The organism is Pseudonocardia humida (genome assembly GCF_023898865.1).
Classification (GTDB): domain Bacteria; phylum Actinomycetota; class Actinomycetes; order Mycobacteriales; family Pseudonocardiaceae; genus Pseudonocardia; species Pseudonocardia humida.
Window position 1 is genome coordinate 16,847 of the sequence record NZ_JAGSOV010000017.1, and the last position, 15,005, is coordinate 31,851.

Annotated in this window: 26 protein-coding genes; 1 reads left to right on the forward strand and 25 read right to left on the reverse strand. The window is 70.0% G+C overall.

Translation table 11 applies throughout. The features are described 5' to 3' along the window. Positions 1 to 10 precede the first annotated feature (10 nt). Positions 11 to 667, forward strand: a complete 657-nt coding sequence (locus KDL28_RS07895; protein WP_252436713.1) for a response regulator — start codon at positions 11 to 13, stop codon at positions 665 to 667. A gap of 7 nt (positions 668 to 674) precedes the next feature. Here the strand turns inward: KDL28_RS07895 and map are convergent, their stop codons facing one another. From map to tuf, 25 genes are all read right to left on the reverse strand, one after another. Then, positions 675 to 1,499, reverse strand: coding sequence for a type I methionyl aminopeptidase (gene map, locus KDL28_RS07900; RefSeq protein WP_252436714.1), 825 nt, complete (start codon positions 1,497 to 1,499; stop codon positions 675 to 677). Between the two features lie 11 nt (positions 1,500 to 1,510). After that, the gene (locus tag KDL28_RS07905; RefSeq protein WP_252436715.1) at positions 1,511 to 2,062 is read right to left on the reverse strand and encodes an adenylate kinase; all 552 of its coding nucleotides are present in this window, start codon (positions 2,060 to 2,062) and stop codon (positions 1,511 to 1,513) included. 53 nt (positions 2,063 to 2,115) lie between these two features. Further along, positions 2,116 to 3,426: a preprotein translocase subunit SecY gene (gene secY / locus KDL28_RS07910; RefSeq protein ID WP_252436716.1), complete on the reverse strand. Its 1,311-nt coding sequence runs from the start codon at positions 3,424 to 3,426 to the stop codon at positions 2,116 to 2,118. Between the two features lie 138 nt (positions 3,427 to 3,564). Then, positions 3,565 to 4,005, reverse strand: a complete 441-nt coding sequence (gene rplO / locus KDL28_RS07915; RefSeq protein WP_252436793.1) for a 50S ribosomal protein L15 — start codon at positions 4,003 to 4,005, stop codon at positions 3,565 to 3,567. 56 nt (positions 4,006 to 4,061) lie between these two features. Next, the gene (gene rpmD / locus KDL28_RS07920) at positions 4,062 to 4,241 is read right to left on the reverse strand and encodes a 50S ribosomal protein L30 (protein WP_252436794.1); all 180 of its coding nucleotides are present in this window, start codon (positions 4,239 to 4,241) and stop codon (positions 4,062 to 4,064) included. A gap of 71 nt (positions 4,242 to 4,312) precedes the next feature. Further along, complete coding sequence (gene rpsE, locus KDL28_RS07925) at positions 4,313 to 4,942, reverse strand: 30S ribosomal protein S5 (protein WP_252436717.1); 630 nt, start codon at positions 4,940 to 4,942, stop codon at positions 4,313 to 4,315. A 46-nt stretch (positions 4,943 to 4,988) separates the two neighbouring features. Next, a complete protein-coding gene (gene rplR / locus KDL28_RS07930; RefSeq protein WP_372496915.1) occupies positions 4,989 to 5,408 on the reverse strand; it encodes a 50S ribosomal protein L18 in 420 nt (139 codons plus the stop codon). Then, positions 5,405 to 5,944, reverse strand: a complete 540-nt coding sequence (gene rplF, locus KDL28_RS07935) for a 50S ribosomal protein L6 (RefSeq protein WP_252436718.1) — start codon at positions 5,942 to 5,944, stop codon at positions 5,405 to 5,407. The genes rplR and rplF overlap by 4 nt, the downstream gene beginning before the upstream one ends. A 12-nt stretch (positions 5,945 to 5,956) precedes the next feature. Continuing rightward, positions 5,957 to 6,355 carry a 30S ribosomal protein S8 gene (gene rpsH / locus KDL28_RS07940; RefSeq protein WP_252436719.1) on the reverse strand — a complete coding sequence of 133 codons (399 nt, stop codon included), beginning with the start codon at positions 6,353 to 6,355 and terminating at the stop codon, positions 5,957 to 5,959. A gap of 67 nt (positions 6,356 to 6,422) precedes the next feature. Then, the gene (locus tag KDL28_RS07945; RefSeq protein WP_252436720.1) at positions 6,423 to 6,608 is read right to left on the reverse strand and encodes a type Z 30S ribosomal protein S14; all 186 of its coding nucleotides are present in this window, start codon (positions 6,606 to 6,608) and stop codon (positions 6,423 to 6,425) included. A 1-nt stretch (position 6,609) separates the two neighbouring features. Beyond that, positions 6,610 to 7,173, reverse strand: a complete 564-nt coding sequence (gene rplE, locus KDL28_RS07950) for a 50S ribosomal protein L5 (protein WP_252436721.1) — start codon at positions 7,171 to 7,173, stop codon at positions 6,610 to 6,612. A gap of 2 nt (positions 7,174 to 7,175) precedes the next feature. After that, positions 7,176 to 7,490, reverse strand: coding sequence for a 50S ribosomal protein L24 (gene rplX, locus KDL28_RS07955; protein ID WP_252436722.1), 315 nt, complete (start codon positions 7,488 to 7,490; stop codon positions 7,176 to 7,178). 1 nt (position 7,491) lies between these two features. After that, the gene (rplN, locus tag KDL28_RS07960) at positions 7,492 to 7,860 is read right to left on the reverse strand and encodes a 50S ribosomal protein L14 (protein WP_252436723.1); all 369 of its coding nucleotides are present in this window, start codon (positions 7,858 to 7,860) and stop codon (positions 7,492 to 7,494) included. Then, a complete protein-coding gene (rpsQ, locus tag KDL28_RS07965; protein ID WP_252436724.1) occupies positions 7,857 to 8,141 on the reverse strand; it encodes a 30S ribosomal protein S17 in 285 nt (94 codons plus the stop codon). Before rpsQ ends, rplN begins: the two co-directional genes overlap by 4 nt. Next, complete coding sequence (rpmC, locus tag KDL28_RS07970) at positions 8,138 to 8,377, reverse strand: 50S ribosomal protein L29 (protein WP_252436725.1); 240 nt, start codon at positions 8,375 to 8,377, stop codon at positions 8,138 to 8,140. Before rpmC ends, rpsQ begins: the two co-directional genes overlap by 4 nt. Next, a complete protein-coding gene (gene rplP, locus KDL28_RS07975) occupies positions 8,377 to 8,796 on the reverse strand; it encodes a 50S ribosomal protein L16 (protein ID WP_214402163.1) in 420 nt (139 codons plus the stop codon). The genes rpmC and rplP overlap by 1 nt, the downstream gene beginning before the upstream one ends. A gap of 3 nt (positions 8,797 to 8,799) precedes the next feature. After that, positions 8,800 to 9,648: a 30S ribosomal protein S3 gene (rpsC, locus tag KDL28_RS07980; RefSeq protein WP_252436726.1), complete on the reverse strand. Its 849-nt coding sequence runs from the start codon at positions 9,646 to 9,648 to the stop codon at positions 8,800 to 8,802. After that, positions 9,648 to 10,067 carry a 50S ribosomal protein L22 gene (rplV, locus tag KDL28_RS07985; protein ID WP_252436727.1) on the reverse strand — a complete coding sequence of 140 codons (420 nt, stop codon included), beginning with the start codon at positions 10,065 to 10,067 and terminating at the stop codon, positions 9,648 to 9,650. The genes rpsC and rplV overlap by 1 nt, the downstream gene beginning before the upstream one ends. A 28-nt stretch (positions 10,068 to 10,095) precedes the next feature. Then, positions 10,096 to 10,377 (reverse strand): 30S ribosomal protein S19, encoded by a 282-nt coding sequence (gene rpsS / locus KDL28_RS07990; RefSeq protein ID WP_020622935.1) that lies wholly within the window; start codon positions 10,375 to 10,377, stop codon positions 10,096 to 10,098. 15 nt (positions 10,378 to 10,392) lie between these two features. Then, entirely contained in the window at positions 10,393 to 11,226 is an 834-nt protein-coding gene (gene rplB, locus KDL28_RS07995) for a 50S ribosomal protein L2 (RefSeq protein WP_252436728.1), read from the reverse strand. 11 nt (positions 11,227 to 11,237) lie between these two features. Beyond that, positions 11,238 to 11,537 carry a 50S ribosomal protein L23 gene (gene rplW / locus KDL28_RS08000; RefSeq protein WP_252436729.1) on the reverse strand — a complete coding sequence of 100 codons (300 nt, stop codon included), beginning with the start codon at positions 11,535 to 11,537 and terminating at the stop codon, positions 11,238 to 11,240. Continuing rightward, a complete protein-coding gene (gene rplD / locus KDL28_RS08005) occupies positions 11,534 to 12,478 on the reverse strand; it encodes a 50S ribosomal protein L4, sunset domain variant (protein WP_443698372.1) in 945 nt (314 codons plus the stop codon). The genes rplW and rplD overlap by 4 nt, the downstream gene beginning before the upstream one ends. Then, positions 12,475 to 13,131 carry a 50S ribosomal protein L3 gene (gene rplC / locus KDL28_RS08010; RefSeq protein ID WP_252436730.1) on the reverse strand — a complete coding sequence of 219 codons (657 nt, stop codon included), beginning with the start codon at positions 13,129 to 13,131 and terminating at the stop codon, positions 12,475 to 12,477. The genes rplD and rplC overlap by 4 nt, the downstream gene beginning before the upstream one ends. An 11-nt stretch (positions 13,132 to 13,142) precedes the next feature. Continuing rightward, positions 13,143 to 13,448: a 30S ribosomal protein S10 gene (gene rpsJ, locus KDL28_RS08015; protein WP_003938093.1), complete on the reverse strand. Its 306-nt coding sequence runs from the start codon at positions 13,446 to 13,448 to the stop codon at positions 13,143 to 13,145. Positions 13,449 to 13,749: 301 nt separating this feature from the next. Next, positions 13,750 to 14,943, reverse strand: coding sequence for an elongation factor Tu (gene tuf, locus KDL28_RS08020; RefSeq protein ID WP_252436731.1), 1,194 nt, complete (start codon positions 14,941 to 14,943; stop codon positions 13,750 to 13,752). Between the last annotated feature and the right edge of the window lie 62 nt (positions 14,944 to 15,005).

Sequence of the window (15,005 nt, forward strand, 5' to 3'; positions counted from 1 at the left end):
GTTCGCCGCCGTGCCCATCACCGTGGTGGTCGCCGACGACCAGCTCATGGTCCGCGACGGCCTCGTCGCCGTGCTGTCCGGCGCGCCGGGCATCGAGGTCGTCGGTGAAGCGGGCGACGGCGAGGAGGCGGTCGCCGTGGCCCGCGCGCTCGCCCCGGACGTCGTGCTGATGGACGTGCGGATGCCCCGCCTGGACGGCATCGCCGCGACCGCGCGGCTGCTCGGCGACCCGCCCCTCGCGGATGGGCCGCGGGTCGTCGTGCTGACCACGTTCGACCTCGACGAGTACGTCTACGCCGCGCTGGCCGCGGGGGCGAGCGGCTTCCTGCTCAAGGACGCCCCGGCCGCCGACCTGGTGCACGCGCTGCACGTGGTGGCCGGCGGCGAGGCACTGCTGGCCCCGTCGGTCACCCGGCGGCTGATCGCCGAGTTCGCCCGCCGGCAGCGCGCCGGGCTGCGCCCCGGCGCCGTCGCCGCGCTCACCCCGCGCGAACTCGACGTGCTCCGCCAGGTCGCCCGCGGGCTGACCAACGGTGAGATCGCCGGCGAGCTGGTGCTGGCCGAGCAGACCGTGAAGACGCACGTCAGCCGGATCCTGGCCAAGCTCGGGCTGCGCGACCGCACGCAGGCGGTGGTCTACGCCTACGAGAACGGGATCGTCGGCTGACCGGACCTCAGGAACCGGCGGGGAGCGTGAGGATGCGGGGGCCGTCCTCGGTCACCGCGACCGAGTGCTCCCAGTGCACCGCCCGCGCGCCGTCGGCCGTCACGACCGTCCAGCCGTCGTCCAGCTCGCGGGTCTCCGGGTCGCCCGCGGTGAGCATCGGCTCGACCGCCAGCGCCATGCCCGGGCGCAGCCGCGGGCCCTGGCCCGGCTCGCCGTAGTTGGGCAGGAACGGGTCCATGTGCATCGACGTGCCGATGCCGTGCCCGCCGTACTCGGCGACGATCCCGTAGTCGGCGCCGTCGCGGCGGGCCGACTCCTCGCACGAGCGCTGCACGGCGTGCGAGATGTCGGACAGCCGGGCGTCCGGGCCGATCGCGGCGATCCCGGCGTGCAGGGCCGCCTCGCAGGCCGCGGACAGCGCCAGGTCGGCCGCGGACACCTCGCCGAGCGGGAGCGTGACCGCGGCGTCGCCGTGCCACCCGTCGAGGATGGCGCCGCAGTCGACCGAGATGAGGTCGCCGTCGGACAGCACGGTCTGCGCCGACGGGATGCCGTGCACGATCTGCTCGTTCACCGAGGCGCAGATGGAGGCCGGGAAGCCGTGGTAGCCGAGGAAGGAGGGCACCGCGCCGGCGGCGCGGATGACCTCCTCGGCGATCGCGTCCAGCTCCTGGGTGCTGACCCCCGGCTTCGTCGCGGCGGTGACCGCGGCCAGCGCGGCGGCGACGACGGCGCCCGCCGCGCGCATGGCCTCGAGCTCGCCGGGCGACTTGAGCTCGATGTCGCGCCCGCGCCACCGGGCCAGCATGGTGCGCACTCCGCCGCGTCCCATCTCCTCGTCCCTCAGCTGGACCGCAGGGCCGCCAGCACCCGGGCGGTGATCTCGTCGACCGTGCCCACCGCGTCGATGCTGATGAGCCGGTCGGCGTAGAAGGCCAGCAGCGGGCTGGTCTCGTCGCGGTAGATCTGCTGGCGGTTGCGGATGACCGCCTCGGTGTCGTCGGCGCGGCCGCGGCCGAGCAGGCGGGCGACCAGCTCGTCCTCCGGGACGCGGAACTCGACGACCGAGTCGAGGGTCTCGCCGCGGTCGGTGAGGATCTCGGCCAGCGCGCCTGCCTGGCTCACGGTGCGCGGGAAGCCGTCGAGGATGAAGCCCTTGGCGGCGTCGTCGGCGGTGAGCCGGTCGCGCACCATCTCGACGGTGACCGAGTCGGGCACCAGGTCGCCGGCGTCCATGTAGCGCTTGGCCTCGACACCCAGCGGGGTCTGCCGATCCAGGTTCGCCCGGAACAAGTCGCCCGTCGAGATGTGCGGGACGTCGAGCTCCTCGGCGAGCCGAGCGGCTTGCGTCCCCTTACCCGCCCCCGGCGGGCCGACCAGAACCAGACGCACCACAGATCCTCCTGAACCCAGCCACCCCGACGAATGCCACCCCCGTGCGCCTGACGTTAGCGCAGGAAACCGTCGTACTTCCGCTGCATGAGCTGGCTCTCGATCTGCTTGACCGTGTCCAGCCCCACACCGACCATGATCAGCACTGCGGTGCCGCCGAACGGGAAGTTCTGGTTCTGGCCGCTACCGGTGATGCCGAGGAAGAAGTTCGGCAGGACCGCGATCAGGCCCAGGTACAGCGATCCGGGCAGGGTGATGCGGGAGAGCACGAAGTTGAGGTACTCGGCGGTCGGCCTGCCCGGGCGGATGCCCGGGATGAACCCGCCGAACTTCTTCATCTCGTCGGCGCGCTCCTCCGGGTTGAAGGTGATGCCGACGTAGAAGTACGTGAAGAAGATGATCAGCGCGAAGTACAGCGTGATGTGCACCCAGTTCGACTGGTCGACCAGGTAGGTCTGGACGAACTGGCTGAAGCCGCTGTCGGCCGTGCCGGCGAGCCGGGAGATCAGGTCGGGCAGGTACAGCAGCGACGACCCGAAGATGACCGGGATGACGCCGGCCTGGTTGACCTTCAGCGGCAGGTAGGTCGAGGTGCCGCCGTACATGCGGCGCCCGACCATGCGCTTGGCGTACTGCACCGGGATGCGCCGCTGGCCCTGCTCGACGAACACCACGCTGGCGATGATCGCCAGGCCGAACAGGCAGACGCCGCCGAACACCAGCGGGCCGCCGTTGGTCAGGATGTTCTCGCCCTCGATGGGGATCCGGGCCGCGATCGAGGCGAAGATCAGCAGGGACATGCCGTTGCCGATGCCGCGCTCGGTGACCTGCTCGCCCAGCCACATGATCACCGCGGTGCCCGCGGTCATCACGATGATGATGATCAGCAGGTTGTAGACGCTGGAGTCCGGGATGACCGGCAGGCTGCACTCGCCGAACAGCTGACCCCGGTCGGCCAGCGCGATGATGCCCGTGGCCTGGAGGATGGCCAGCGCGATCGTCAGGTAGCGGGTGTACTGGGTCAGCTTGTTCTGACCCGACTGCCCTTCCTTCTTCAGCTGCTCGAACCGCGGGATCACGACCGTGAGCAGCTGGACGATGATGCTCGCCGTGATGTAGGGCATGATGCCCAGCGCGAAGATCGACAGCTGCAGCAGGGCGCCGCCGGAGAACAGGTTGATCAGCGAGTAGACGCTGGAGTTCTCGCCGCCCTCGACCTGCCGGATGCACTGCTGGACGTTGGGGTACGACACCCCGGGCGACGGGATGGCCGCCCCCAGCCGGTAGATCGCCACGATCCCGAGCGTGAAGAGGATCTTCTTGCGGAGATCCGGGGTGGTCAGTGCCGAACGGAAAGCGCTGAGCACTCGGTGATCCTCCTGTACTGGTGGGCTGCACCAGCGCTGTTGGCACAGCGCTGCGGCCCCGAACGACTCTACGCGGTCGCGTCACCCGCACGGCACGGACCGGCGCGATGGCGCCGGCCCGCACCGAACGGGTCCCGACTACAGCTCGGTGATGGTCCCGCCAGCCGCCGTGATCTTGTCACGGGCGGAGCCGGAGAAGGCGTGCGCCGACACCGTCAGCGCGATGCCGTCGAGCTCGCCGTCGCCGAGGACCTTGACCAGCTTGCGGGGGCGGACCGCACCGGCCGCGACGAGCTCGTCGACGCCGACCGTGCCGCCCTCGGGGAACAGCTGGGCCAGGTCGCCGATGTTGACGACCTGGTACTCGACCCGGAACCGGTTCTTGAAGCCCTTGAGCTTGGGCAGCCGCATGTGCAGCGGCATCTGCCCGCCCTCGAAGGCGGCCGACACGGTCTTGCGGGCCTTGGTGCCCTTGGTGCCGCGGCCGGCGGTCTTGCCGCCCTTGCCGCCCTCACCGCGACCGACCCGCGTCTTCGGGGTCTTCGCGCCGGGGGCGGGCCGCAGGTGGTGGATCTTGATCGGGCGGACCTTGGCGCCTGCGCCCGCGGTCCCCTTCTCGGTGTCCTTCTCGGTGCTCACGAGGGCTCGACCTCCTCCACCGCGACGAGGTGCCGCACGGTGTGGATCATGCCGCGAACCTGCGGCGTGTCGGGCCAGTCGCGGGTCTGACGGATCTTGCGCAGACCCAGCGCGAGCAGCGTCTGGCGCTGGTTCTGCTTGCACCCGATGCCGCTGCGCAGCTGGGTGACCCGCAGGACCGTGTCACTGGCCGGGGTGGACTGCGCCGTCGGGCTGACGGACGACGCGGCCTTGGACTTGGTAGCCATCACGACCTCGCACCCTGCGCGGCGGCCGCGCGGTCGCGGAGCATGCGGGCCGGAGCGACGTCCTCCAGCGGCAGCCCGCGTCGGGCCGCCACCTCCTCCGGGCGCTGGATCATCTTCAGCGCCGCGATGGTGGCCTGCACGATGTTGATGGCGTTGTCGCTGCCGAGGCTCTTGGAGAGCACGTCGTGCACGCCGGCGCACTCCAGCACCGCGCGCACCGGACCACCGGCGATGACACCGGTACCGGCGCTCGCCGGGCGCAGCAGCACCACGCCCGCGGCGGCCTCGCCCTGCACCCGGTGCACGATCGTGCCGCCGATGCGGGGGACGCGGAAGAAGTTCTTCTTCGCCTCCTCCACACCCTTGGCGATCGCCGCGGGCACCTCCTTGGCCTTGCCGTAGCCGACGCCGACCAGGCCGTCGCCGTCGCCCACGATCATCAGGGCGGTGAAGCTGAAGCGCCGACCGCCCTTGACGACCTTGGCCACGCGGTTGATCGTGACCAGCCGCTCGATGTACGGGGTCTTGTCCTGGGCCGCCCCGCCACGGCCTCCGTCCCGGCGGTCCCGGCGGTCGCGGTTGTCGCCGCCACCCGGGCCCCCGCCGTCACGCCGTGTACGTCCCGGCATCAGACGATCCCTTCACTGTGCTGAATCAGAAACATGCGCCCGCTCATCAGAACTCCAGGCCGCCCTCACGGGCGGCGTCGGCGAGCGCCGCGATCCGACCGTGGTAGTCGTTCCCGCCGCGGTCGAAGACGACCGCGGTGACGCCGGCCTCGCGGGCGCGGGCGGCGATCAGCTCGCCGACCTTGCTCGCGCGGGCCTTCTTGTCGCCCTCGACGGAGCGGACGTCGGCCTCCAGGCTGGAGGCCGAGGCCAGCGTCTTGCCGACGGCGTCGTCGATGAGCTGGACCACGATGTGGCGCGAGCTGCGCTTGACCGCCAGGCGGGGCCGGAGCTCCGAGCCGGCGACCTTCTTGCGCAGCCGGGCGTGCCGGCGGCCGATCGAGGCCCGGCGCTTGCGCCCGACCTGGGACGCCTGGCGCTTGCGCGCAGCGTTGGAGATCGAAGAAGTCGTGTCTGCCATGATCACTTACCCGTCTTCCCGACCTTGCGGCGGATGACCTCGCCTGCGTACCGCACGCCCTTGCCCTTGTAGGGGTCGGGCTTGCGCAGCTTGCGGATGTTGGCGGCGACCTCGCCGACCAGCTGCTTGTCGATGCCGGAGACCGAGAACCGGGTCGGGGTCTCGACCGTGAAGGTGATGCCCTCCGGCGCCTGGACCACGACGGGGTGGCTGAACCCGAGCGCGAACTCCAGCGAGGAGCCCTTCAGCGCCACGCGGTAGCCGACGCCGTGGATCTCCAGCTTCTTCTCGTAGCCGGCGGTCACGCCGACCAGCAGGTTGTGCAGCAGCGAGCGCGACAGGCCGTGGTAGGCCTTCGTCTTGCGCTCGTCGTCCGGCCGCTTGACCAGGACGGCGCCGGTGTCGTCGCGCTCGACCGTGATCGGCTCGATGACGGTGTGCGAAAGGGTGCCCTTGGGTCCCTTGATTGTCACCGTGCGGCCGTCGATGGCCACGTCGACCCCGGACGGCACGGTGATGGGCAGCTTCCCGATGCGGGACATGTTCCTAACCCCTCACCAGACGTAGGCGAGGACTTCCCCGCCCACGCCGTTCCTGTATGCCTGGCGCTCGGTCTGCAGCCCGCCCGACGTCGAGATGATCGCGATGCCGAGACCGCCGAGGACCCGGGGCAGACCCGTGGACTTCGCGTAGACCCGCAGGCCCGGCTTGGAGATCCGCTTCAGACCGGCGATGCTGCGCTCGCGGTTGCGCCCGTACTTGAGTTCGATGACCAGGGACTTGCCGACCTCGGCGTCCTCGGTGCGGTGGCCTGCGATGTAGCCCTCGCGCTGCAGGATCTCCGCGATGGCGACCTTGAGCTTGGAATGCGGCATGACCACCTGGTCGTGGTACGCCGAGTTGGCGTTGCGCAGACGCGTGAGCATGTCTGCGATGGGATCGGTCATCGTCATGTGACGTCACTGCTTTCCCGCCGTGGTTCCCCGGAGGGCCTTCGGCGAATAGGGGCTTGCTGGTGAGCTACCAGCTGCTCTTGCTGACGCCGGGCAGCTCGCCGGCGTGCGCCATCTCGCGGACGCAGATCCGGCACAGGCCGAACTTGCGCAGGACGGCGCGCGGGCGGCCGCACTTCTGGCACCGGTTGTAGCCGCGGACCTTGAACTTCGGCTTGGCCGCAGCCTTGATGATCAGAGCCTTCTTGGCCATCTCACGCTTCCTTGAAAGGGAAGCCGAGCTTGCGCAGCAGAGCCCGGCCCTCCTCGTCGGTCGTGGCGGTGGTGACGACCGTGATGTCCATGCCGCGCGGACGGTCGATGGAGTCCGGGTCGATCTCGTGGAACATCGACTGCTCGTTGAGCCCGAACGTGTAGTTGCCCCGGCCGTCGAACTGGTTCGGCGACAGGCCGCGGAAGTCGCGGATGCGGGGCAGCGCGATGGTCAGCAGCCGGTCGAGGAACTCCCACATCCGGTCGTTGCGCAGGGTGACCTTCGCGCCGATCGGCATGCCCTCGCGCAGCTTGAACTGCGCGATGGACTTCGTGGCCCGGCGGACCTGCGGCTTCTGGCCGGTGATGGTGGCCAGGTCGCGCACGGCGCCGTCGATGAGCTTGGCGTCGCGGGCGGCGTCGCCGACACCCATGTTGACGACGACCTTGACGACGCCCGGGATCTGCATGACGTTCGCGTAGGAGAACTGCTCGCGCAGCTCGCCCGCGATCTCGTCGCGGTAGCGCTGCTTGAGCCGCGGCGCCACCTTCTCAGCGGTGGTCATGATCAGATCTCCTTCCCGGAACGCTTGGAGACCCGCACGCGCTTGCCGTCCTCGCCGACCTTCTTGCCGACGCGGGTGGGCTTGCCCTCGGAGTCGACCAGCATCACGTTGGAGACGTGGATCGCCGCCTCCTGGGTGACGATGCCGCCGGACTGCGCGCCGCGCTGGTTCTGGCTGACCCGGGTGTGCTTCTTGATCCGGTTCACGCCCTCGACCAGGACCCGGTCGCGGTCGGGGTAGGCGTGGATGACCTTGCCCTTCGCGCCCTTGTCCTTGCCCGCGATCACCTGGACGGTGTCGCCCTTCTTGATCTTCATGTCAGAGCACCTCCGGAGCCAGCGAGATGATCTTCATGAACTTCCGGTCGCGCAGCTCGCGCCCGACCGGGCCGAAGATGCGGGTACCCCGCGGCTCGCCGTTGTCCTTGATCAGCACCGCGGCGTTCTCGTCGAACCTGATGTAGCTGCCGTCGGGCCGGCGCCGCTCCTTGACCGTGCGCACGATGACGGCCTTGACGACGTCACCGCGCTTCACACCGGCCGCCGGGATGGCGTCCTTCACGGTGGCGACGATGGTGTCGCCGATGCCCGCGTACCGACGCGCGGAGCCACCCAGCACCCGGATGCACAGGATCTCCTTGGCACCGGTGTTGTCCGCGACGCGCAGCCGCGACTCCTGCTGGATCACTTCGCCTTCTCCAGGATCTCCACCAGACGCCAGCGCTTGGTGGCCGACAGCGGGCGGGTCTCCATCAGCCGGACGCGGTCGCCGACGCCGGCCGTGTTGGCCTCGTCGTGCGCCTTGACCTTGCTCGTCCGGCGGATGACCTTGCCGTACAGCGGGTGCTTCACCCGGTCCTCGAGCGTCACCACGATGGTCTTGTCCATCTTGTCCGAGACCACCAGGCCCTCGCGGACCTTGCGCTCGCCGCGGACCTCGGCCTGCGGCGGCGTCTTCGCGTCACTCATGCCGCGCCCTCGTCACTCTCGTCGGGGGCGGCCGAGAGGCCCAGCTCGCGCTCGCGCATGATCGTGTAGATCCGCGCGATGTCGTGCCGGACGGTACGCAGCCGCCGGTTGTTGTCGAGCTGCCCGGTCGCCATCTGGAAGCGGAGGTTGAACAGCTCCTCCTTGGCCTCCCGCACGCGGAGCGTGAGCTCCTCGTCGGTGAGCTCGCGCAGCTCGGCAGCGGTCGTCGTGGCCATCAGATGTCACCACCCTCACGGGTCACGATCCGGCACTTCATGGGCAGCTTGTGGATCGCGCGGCGGAGCGCCTCGCGAGCGGTCTGCTCGTTGGGGTAGCTCATCTCGAAGAGCACCCGGCCCGGCTTCACGTTCGCGATCCACTTCTCCGGCGAGCCCTTGCCGGAGCCCATGCGGGTCTCGGCGGGCTTCTTGGTCAGCGGACGGTCCGGGAAGACGTTGATCCACACCTTGCCACCGCGGCGGATGTGCCGGTTGATGGCGATACGGGCGGACTCGATCTGCCGGTTCGTCACGTAGGCCGGCTCCAGCGCCTGGATGCCGAACTCGCCGAAGGTGACGCGCGTGCCACCGGTGGACGCACCGGTGCGGTGCGGCCGGTGCTGCTTGCGGTGCTTGACCTTGCGGGGGATGAACACGGCTCAGCTCTCCCCACCCTGCGCGGCCTGGTCGGCCTCGATGGTGGCGACGCCGCCCTGGTTCGCCCCGGCGTCGCGGTTGTCGCTGCGCTCGGCGGCGGCCCGGCCGGCCTCGGTGCCGCTGCCCGTGGTGCCCGAGGCACCCGAACGGCGGCGCTGCGGGCGCTCGCGCCGCGGCGCGCGGTCCGCGCTCGGGGCCGACGCCGGCGCGCCCTCACGGCGCCCACCGACCACGTCGCCCTTGTAGATCCACACCTTGACGCCGATGCGGCCGAACGACGTGCGGGCCTCGAACAGGCCGTAGTCGATGTCGGCGCGCAGCGTGTGCAGCGGGACGCGACCCTCGCGGTAGAACTCCGAGCGGGACATCTCGGCGCCGCCGAGGCGGCCCGAGCACTGCACCCGGATGCCCTTGACCTGCGGCGAGCGCATGGCCGACTGGATGGCCTTGCGCATCGCGCGGCGGAACGCCACCCGGTTGGACAGCTGCTCGGCCACGCCCTGCGCCACCAGCTGGGCGTCGGACTCGGCGTTCTTGACCTCGAGGATGTTGAGCTGGACCTGCTTCTTGGTCAGCTTCTCGAGGTTGCCGCGGATCCGATCGGCCTCCGCGCCGCGGCGGCCGATGACGATGCCCGGCCGGGCGGTGTGGATGTCGACCCGCACCCGGTCGCGGGTGCGCTCGATCTCGACCTTGGAGATGCCGGCCCGCTCCATGCCCTTGGAGAGCATGCGGCGGATCTCGACGTCCTCCTTGACGTACTCGGCGTACTGCTTGTCGGCGTACCAGCGCGACTTCCAGTCGGTGGTGATGCCGAGCCGGAAACCGTGCGGGTTGATCTTCTGACCCATTAGCGGGCCCTCCCCTTCGCACCGCGGGCACCCCGGCCGCCGGACTTCTCCGGAGCGGACTCGACCTCGGCGGTGATGTGGCTCGTCCGCTTGCGGATCCGGTAGGCGCGCCCCTGGGCGCGCGGACGGATGCGCTTGAGCGTCGGGCCCTCGTCGGCGGTCAGCTCAGCCACCACCAGGGTGTCGCGGTCGATGTCGAGGTTGTTCTCGGCATTCGCCGCGGCGCTGGCGATGACCTTGTAGACCGGCTCGGCGGCGGCCTGCGGCGAGAACCGCAGGATGTCCAGAGCCTCCTGCAGCGGGCGCCCCTTCACCAGGGCGATGACCCGCCGCACCTTCGTCGGCGACATGCGCACGTAACGCGCCACCGCGCGCGCCCGGACGGGCGCGGCGGCAGAGCTCTCGGCTGTGACAGCCATGATCTCTCCTCTGCTCTTCCGACCCGACCTAGCGCCTGCGCGCCTTGCGGTCGTCCTTGATGTGGCCTCGGAAGGTCCGCGTGGGGGCGAACTCCCCCAGCTTGTGGCCGACCATCGAATCCGAGACGAAGACCGGCACGTGCTTGCGGCCGTCGTGCACCGCGATCGTGTGGCCGATCATGTCGGGGATGATGGTGGACCTGCGGGACCAGGTCCGGATGACGGTCTTCTTGCCCGACTCGTTGAGAGCGTCCACCTTCTTGAGCAGGTGGTCGTCCACGAACGGGCCCTTCTTCAGGCTGCGCGGCATTGGTTACCTCCCTGCTCAGCGCTTCTTGCCGGTACGACGCCGGCGGACGATCAGCTTGTCGGACGGCTTGGTGCGGCGGGTGCGGCCCTCGGGCTTGCCCGCGGGGTTGACCGGGTGGCGACCACCGGAGGTCTTGCCCTCACCACCACCGTGGGGGTGGTCGACCGGGTTCATGGCGACACCTCGGACGGTCGGGCGCTTGCCCTTCCACCGCATGCGGCCGGCCTTGCCCCAGTTGATGTTGGAGTGCTCGGCGTTGCCCACCTCGCCGACGGTGGCGCGGCAGCGCACGTCGACGTTGCGGATCTCGCCGGACGGCATGCGCAGCTGGGCGTAGGGACCGTCCTTGGCGACCAGCTGGACGCCGGCGCCCGCCGAACGGGCGATCTTTGCGCCGCCACCCGGGCGGAGCTCGATCGCGTGCACCACGGTGCCGGTCGGGATGTTGCGCAGCGGCAGGTTGTTGCCCACCTTGATGTCCGCGCGCGCCCCGGCCTCGACGCGGTCGCCCTGCTTGAGCTTCGCCGGGGCGATGATGTAGCGCTTCTCACCGTCGGCGTAGTGCAGCAGCGCGATCCGCGAGGTGCGGTTCGGGTCGTACTCGATGTGCGCGACCTTCGCCGGCACGCCGTCCTTGTCGTTGCGCCGGAAGTCGATCAGCCGGTAGGCGCGCTTGTGCCCACCGCCCTGGTGCCGGGTGGTGACCCGCCCGTGCACGTTGCGCCCGCCCTTGCTGTGCAGCGGACGGATCAGCGACTTCTCCGGCGTGGTCCGGGTGATCTCGGCGAAGTCGGCGACGCTCGAACCGCGGCGGCCCGGGGTCGTCGGCTTGTACTTGCGGATGCCCATTGTTCAGCCCCTCAGCTCGCCCGGCCGCCGAACACGTCGATCGTCCGGCTCTCCTCGGAGAGCGTGACGATCGCGCGCTTGGTGTCCTTGCGCTTGCCGTAGCCGGTTCGGGAGCGCTTGCGCTTGCCCGGGCGGTTCAGGGTGTTCACGCTGAGCACCTTGACCCCGAACACCTTCTCCACGGCGATCTTGATCTGGGTCTTGTTCGCGTCGGGGTGCACGACGAAGGTGTACTGCCGCTCCTCGAGCAGGCCGTAGCTCTTCTCCGAGACCACCGGCGCGAGCAGGATGTCCCGCGGGTCGGGGATCATTCCGTCTCCTCCGTCTGCGCCGTGTCGGCCTCAGGGGCCTTCTTCGACGTGTCGGCCCGCTGCGACGGCGGCAGGGAGAAGCCGGCCGCCTCGGCCGCGTCGGCGTCGGTGAACCACACCTCGGCGACCGTGCGGGCGTAGAACGAGCTGCCCGGCACGTGGTAGAGCATCGAGTCCTCGTTGCCCTTGACCGGGAAGCCCTCCGGCTGCGAGCCGTCGGCCAGCGGCGCGTGGCTCTGCGGGCCGTACTTGGCGCCCTGCTCGTCGCCCGGCTGCTCGACCGTCTCGCTCTCGCGGGCGGAGGCCTTGGCGCCGCGCTTCGTCGGGGTCCCGATGGGGCCCTCGAGGAAGTCGGCCAGCGCGTCCTCGGTGAACACGACGACGTCGTTGACGAGCACGTCGTAGGTGTTCAGCTGGCCCGGCTCGATGAGGTGCACGGTCGACAGGTTGCGCAGGCTGAGCCAGCTCACCGCGTCCTCGCGGCCGATGACGACCAGTGCGCGGGTGCCGGCGTCGCCGAGCAGGTCGGCCAGCAGCAGCCGGGCCGACTTGGTGGACGGCGTGTCGCCCTCGACCAGCGAGGGGACGACGTGCACGAGGCCGTGGCGGGCCCGGTCGGAGAGGGCACCGCGCAGCGCGGCGGCCTTCATCTTCTTGGGCGTCTTCTGCGCGTAGTCGCGCGGCTGCGGGCCGTGCACCACGCCACCGCCGGTGAACTGCGGCGCCCGGGTGGAGCCCTGGCGGGCCCGGCCGGTGCCCTTCTGGCGGTAGGGCTTGCGGCCACCGCCGCGGACTTCGCCGCGGGTCTTGGTGGAGTGCGTGCCCTGGCGCGCGGCCGCCAGCTGGGCGGTCACCACCTGGTGCATCAGCGGGATGCTGGCCGGCGCGTCGAAGACGTGCGCGGGCAGCTCGACGGAGCCCTTGGTGAGGTTCGTGCTCATGCCGTGACACCACCCTTCGCGGCGCTCTTGACCAGCAGCAGGCCGCCCTTGGGGCCGGGGACGGCACCCTTGATGAGCAGCAGCCCGTTGTCGGGGTCGACGCGGTGCACCGTGAGGTTCTGCGTGGTCGTGCGGGCGTTGCCCATGCGACCGGCCATGCGCAGGCCCTTGAAGACCCGGCCCGGGGTGGCGCAGCCGCCGATGGAACCCGGCGAGCGGTGCTTGCGCTGGGTGCCGTGGCTGGCGCCGAGGCCCTTGAACCCGTGGCGCTTCATGACACCCGCGGTGCCCTTGCCCTTGCTGGTGCCGACGATGTCGACCAGCGCGCCGGCGGCGAACACGTCGGCACCGATCTCCTGGCCGACCTCGTACTGGCCGGCGTCGGAGGTGCGCAGCTCGACGACGTGGCGGCGCGGCGTGGTGCCGGCCTTCGCGAAGTGGCCGGTGCGCGGCTTGTTCACCTTGCGCGGGTCGATCGCGCCGAAGGCGAGCTGGACGGCGGTGTAGCCGTCCTTCTCGGGGGTGCGGACCTGCGTCACCACGTTCGGCCCGGCCTGGACCACGGTGACCGGGACCACCCGGTTGTTCTCGTCGAAGACCTGGGTCATCCCGAGCTTGGTGCCCAGGATCCCGGTGATCTGCCTCTCGCTCATCAGTCCAAGCCCTACTGGATGTTCACGTCGACCGAGGCCGGCAGATCGATGCGCATGAGCGCGTCGACCGTCTTCGGCGTCGGGTCGAGGATGTCGATCAGCCGCTTGTGGGTGCGCATCTCGAAGTGCTCGCGCGAGTCCTTGTACTTGTGCGGCGAGCGGATGACGCAGTAGACGTTCTTCTCCGTCGGCAGCGGCACGGGCCCGACGACCCGCGCACCCGTGCGGGTGACCGTCTCGACGATCTTGCGCGCGGAGGCGTCGATGGCCTCGTGGTCATAGGCCTTCAGCCTGATGCGGATCTTCTGTCCCGCCATGGTCGTCGGTCGTCCTTCTCTTCCTGCCGCTCGTTGACGGATGTCCCGGGTGACGCGCACGTGCAACCGCCACCGAGCTGCGCTCGGCCGTACCGTCCGTGGTGGCGCCGGTCCACGAGGTCGGGCGTGTCGCACTCGACCCTCAGACCGCTCCCCGGATCACCCGTGCCCCCTGGGGGGTCACTGTGCTCGGGGGCTGGCGCGGGACCGGCGCACACGGGGACATCCGTGTGCGCCGATCTCCAACGCGCAACCCGTCAAGGATGCCACACCGCGGTGGGCAGCCTCGACCCGGGGGGTCTTACTTGTTGATCTTGGTGACCTGGCCGGCGCCGACGGTCCGCCCACCCTCGCGGATGGCGAACTGCAGGCCCTCCTCCATGGCGATCGGCTGGATCAGCTTCACGCTCATCTTGGTGTTGTCGCCCGGCATCACCATCTCGGTGCCGCTGGGCAGGGTCACCACACCGGTCACGTCCGTGGTCCGGAAGTAGAACTGCGGCCGGTAGTTGTTGAAGAACGGCGTGTGACGGCCGCCCTCGTCCTTGGACAGGATGTAGACCTGGCCCTCGAACTCGGTGTGCGGGGTGGTCGTGCCCGGCTTGGTGACGACCATGCCGCGCTCGACCTGCTCGCGCTTGACACCGCGCAGCAGCAGCGCCGCGTTGTCGCCGGCCTGGCCCTGGTCGAGGAACTTCTTGAACATCTCGATGGAGGTCGTGACGGTCTTGAAGGACTGCTCCTTGATGCCGACGATCTCCACCTCCTCGTTCACCTTGACGATGCCGCGCTCGATGCGGCCGGTGACCACGGTGCCGCGGCCGGAGATGGTGAAGACGTCCTCGACGGGCATGAGGAACGGCTTCTCGATGTCGCGCTCCGGCTCCGGGATGGCCTCGTCGACCGCGTCCATCAGGCCGAGCAGCTTCTCGCCCCACTCGGCGTCGCCCTCGAGCGCCTTCAGCGCCGAGACGCGCACGATGGGCAGGTCGTCACCCGGGTAGTTCTGCGACGACAGCAGCTCGCGGACCTCCAGCTCGACGAGCTCGAGGATCTCCTCGTCGTCGACCATGTCGGCCTTGTTCAGCGCGACCACGATGTAGGGCACGCCGACCTGGCGGGCCAGCAGCACGTGCTCGCGGGTCTGCGGCATCGGGCCGTCGGTGGCCGCGACCACCAGGATGGCGCCGTCCATCTGCGCCGCACCGGTGATCATGTTCTTGATGTAGTCGGCGTGCCCGGGGCAGTCGACGTGCGCGTAGTGGCGCTTCTCGGTCTCGTACTCGACGTGCGCGATCGAGATCGTGATGCCGCGCTGGCGCTCCTCGGGAGCCTTGTCGATCTGGTCGAACGCCGACGCCTGGTTCAGGGTCGGGTACTTGTCGTGCAGAACCTTGGTGATTGCCGCCGTCAGCGTGGTCTTGCCGTGGTCGATGTGACCGATCGTGCCGATGTTGACGTGCGGCTTGGTCCGCTCGAACTTCGCCTTCGCCACTGGGGGATCCTCCTGGAACTGTGACTTCTCCGCCGTGCTGACGGCAGGTCTGTGGTGATGGG

Bases quoted from the DNA above. Each gene is read 5' to 3' on its own strand.
- KDL28_RS07945 (WP_252436720.1), bottom strand. From the start codon at position 6,608: ATGGCCAAGAAGGCTCTGATCATCAAGGCTGCGGCCAAGCCGAAGTTC.
- rplW (WP_252436729.1), bottom strand. From the start codon at position 11,537: ATGATCCCCGACCCGCGGGACATCCTGCTCGCGCCGGTGGTCTCGGAG.
- rpsQ (WP_252436724.1), bottom strand. From the start codon at position 8,141: ATGAGTGACGCGAAGACGCCGCCGCAGGCCGAGGTCCGCGGCGAGCGC.
- rplC (WP_252436730.1), bottom strand. From the start codon at position 13,131: ATGAGCGAGAGGCAGATCACCGGGATCCTGGGCACCAAGCTCGGGATG.
- rplD (WP_443698372.1), bottom strand. From the start codon at position 12,478: ATGAGCACGAACCTCACCAAGGGCTCCGTCGAGCTGCCCGCGCACGTC.
- rplX (WP_252436722.1), bottom strand. From the start codon at position 7,490: ATGAAGATCAAGAAGGGCGACACCGTCCAGGTGATCGCGGGCAAGGAC.
- rplF (WP_252436718.1), bottom strand. From the start codon at position 5,944: ATGTCCCGCATCGGGAAGCTGCCCATCACCGTGCCGTCCGGGGTCGAC.
- rpsE (WP_252436717.1), bottom strand. From the start codon at position 4,942: ATGCCGGGACGTACACGGCGTGACGGCGGGGGCCCGGGTGGCGGCGAC.
- map (WP_252436714.1), bottom strand. From the start codon at position 1,499: ATGGGACGCGGCGGAGTGCGCACCATGCTGGCCCGGTGGCGCGGGCGC.
- rpsC (WP_252436726.1), bottom strand. From the start codon at position 9,648: ATGGGTCAGAAGATCAACCCGCACGGTTTCCGGCTCGGCATCACCACC.
- rpsJ (WP_003938093.1), bottom strand. From the start codon at position 13,448: ATGGCGGGACAGAAGATCCGCATCAGGCTGAAGGCCTATGACCACGAG.
- rplE (WP_252436721.1), bottom strand. From the start codon at position 7,173: ATGACCACCGCTGAGAAGGTGGCGCCGCGGCTCAAGCAGCGCTACCGC.
- rpsS (WP_020622935.1), bottom strand. From the start codon at position 10,377: ATGCCGCGCAGCCTGAAGAAGGGCCCGTTCGTGGACGACCACCTGCTC.
- rplV (WP_252436727.1), bottom strand. From the start codon at position 10,067: ATGGCTGTCACAGCCGAGAGCTCTGCCGCCGCGCCCGTCCGGGCGCGC.
- rpsH (WP_252436719.1), bottom strand. From the start codon at position 6,355: ATGACGATGACCGATCCCATCGCAGACATGCTCACGCGTCTGCGCAAC.
- rplB (WP_252436728.1), bottom strand. From the start codon at position 11,226: ATGGGCATCCGCAAGTACAAGCCGACGACCCCGGGCCGCCGCGGTTCG.
- rpmC (WP_252436725.1), bottom strand. From the start codon at position 8,377: ATGGCCACGACGACCGCTGCCGAGCTGCGCGAGCTCACCGACGAGGAG.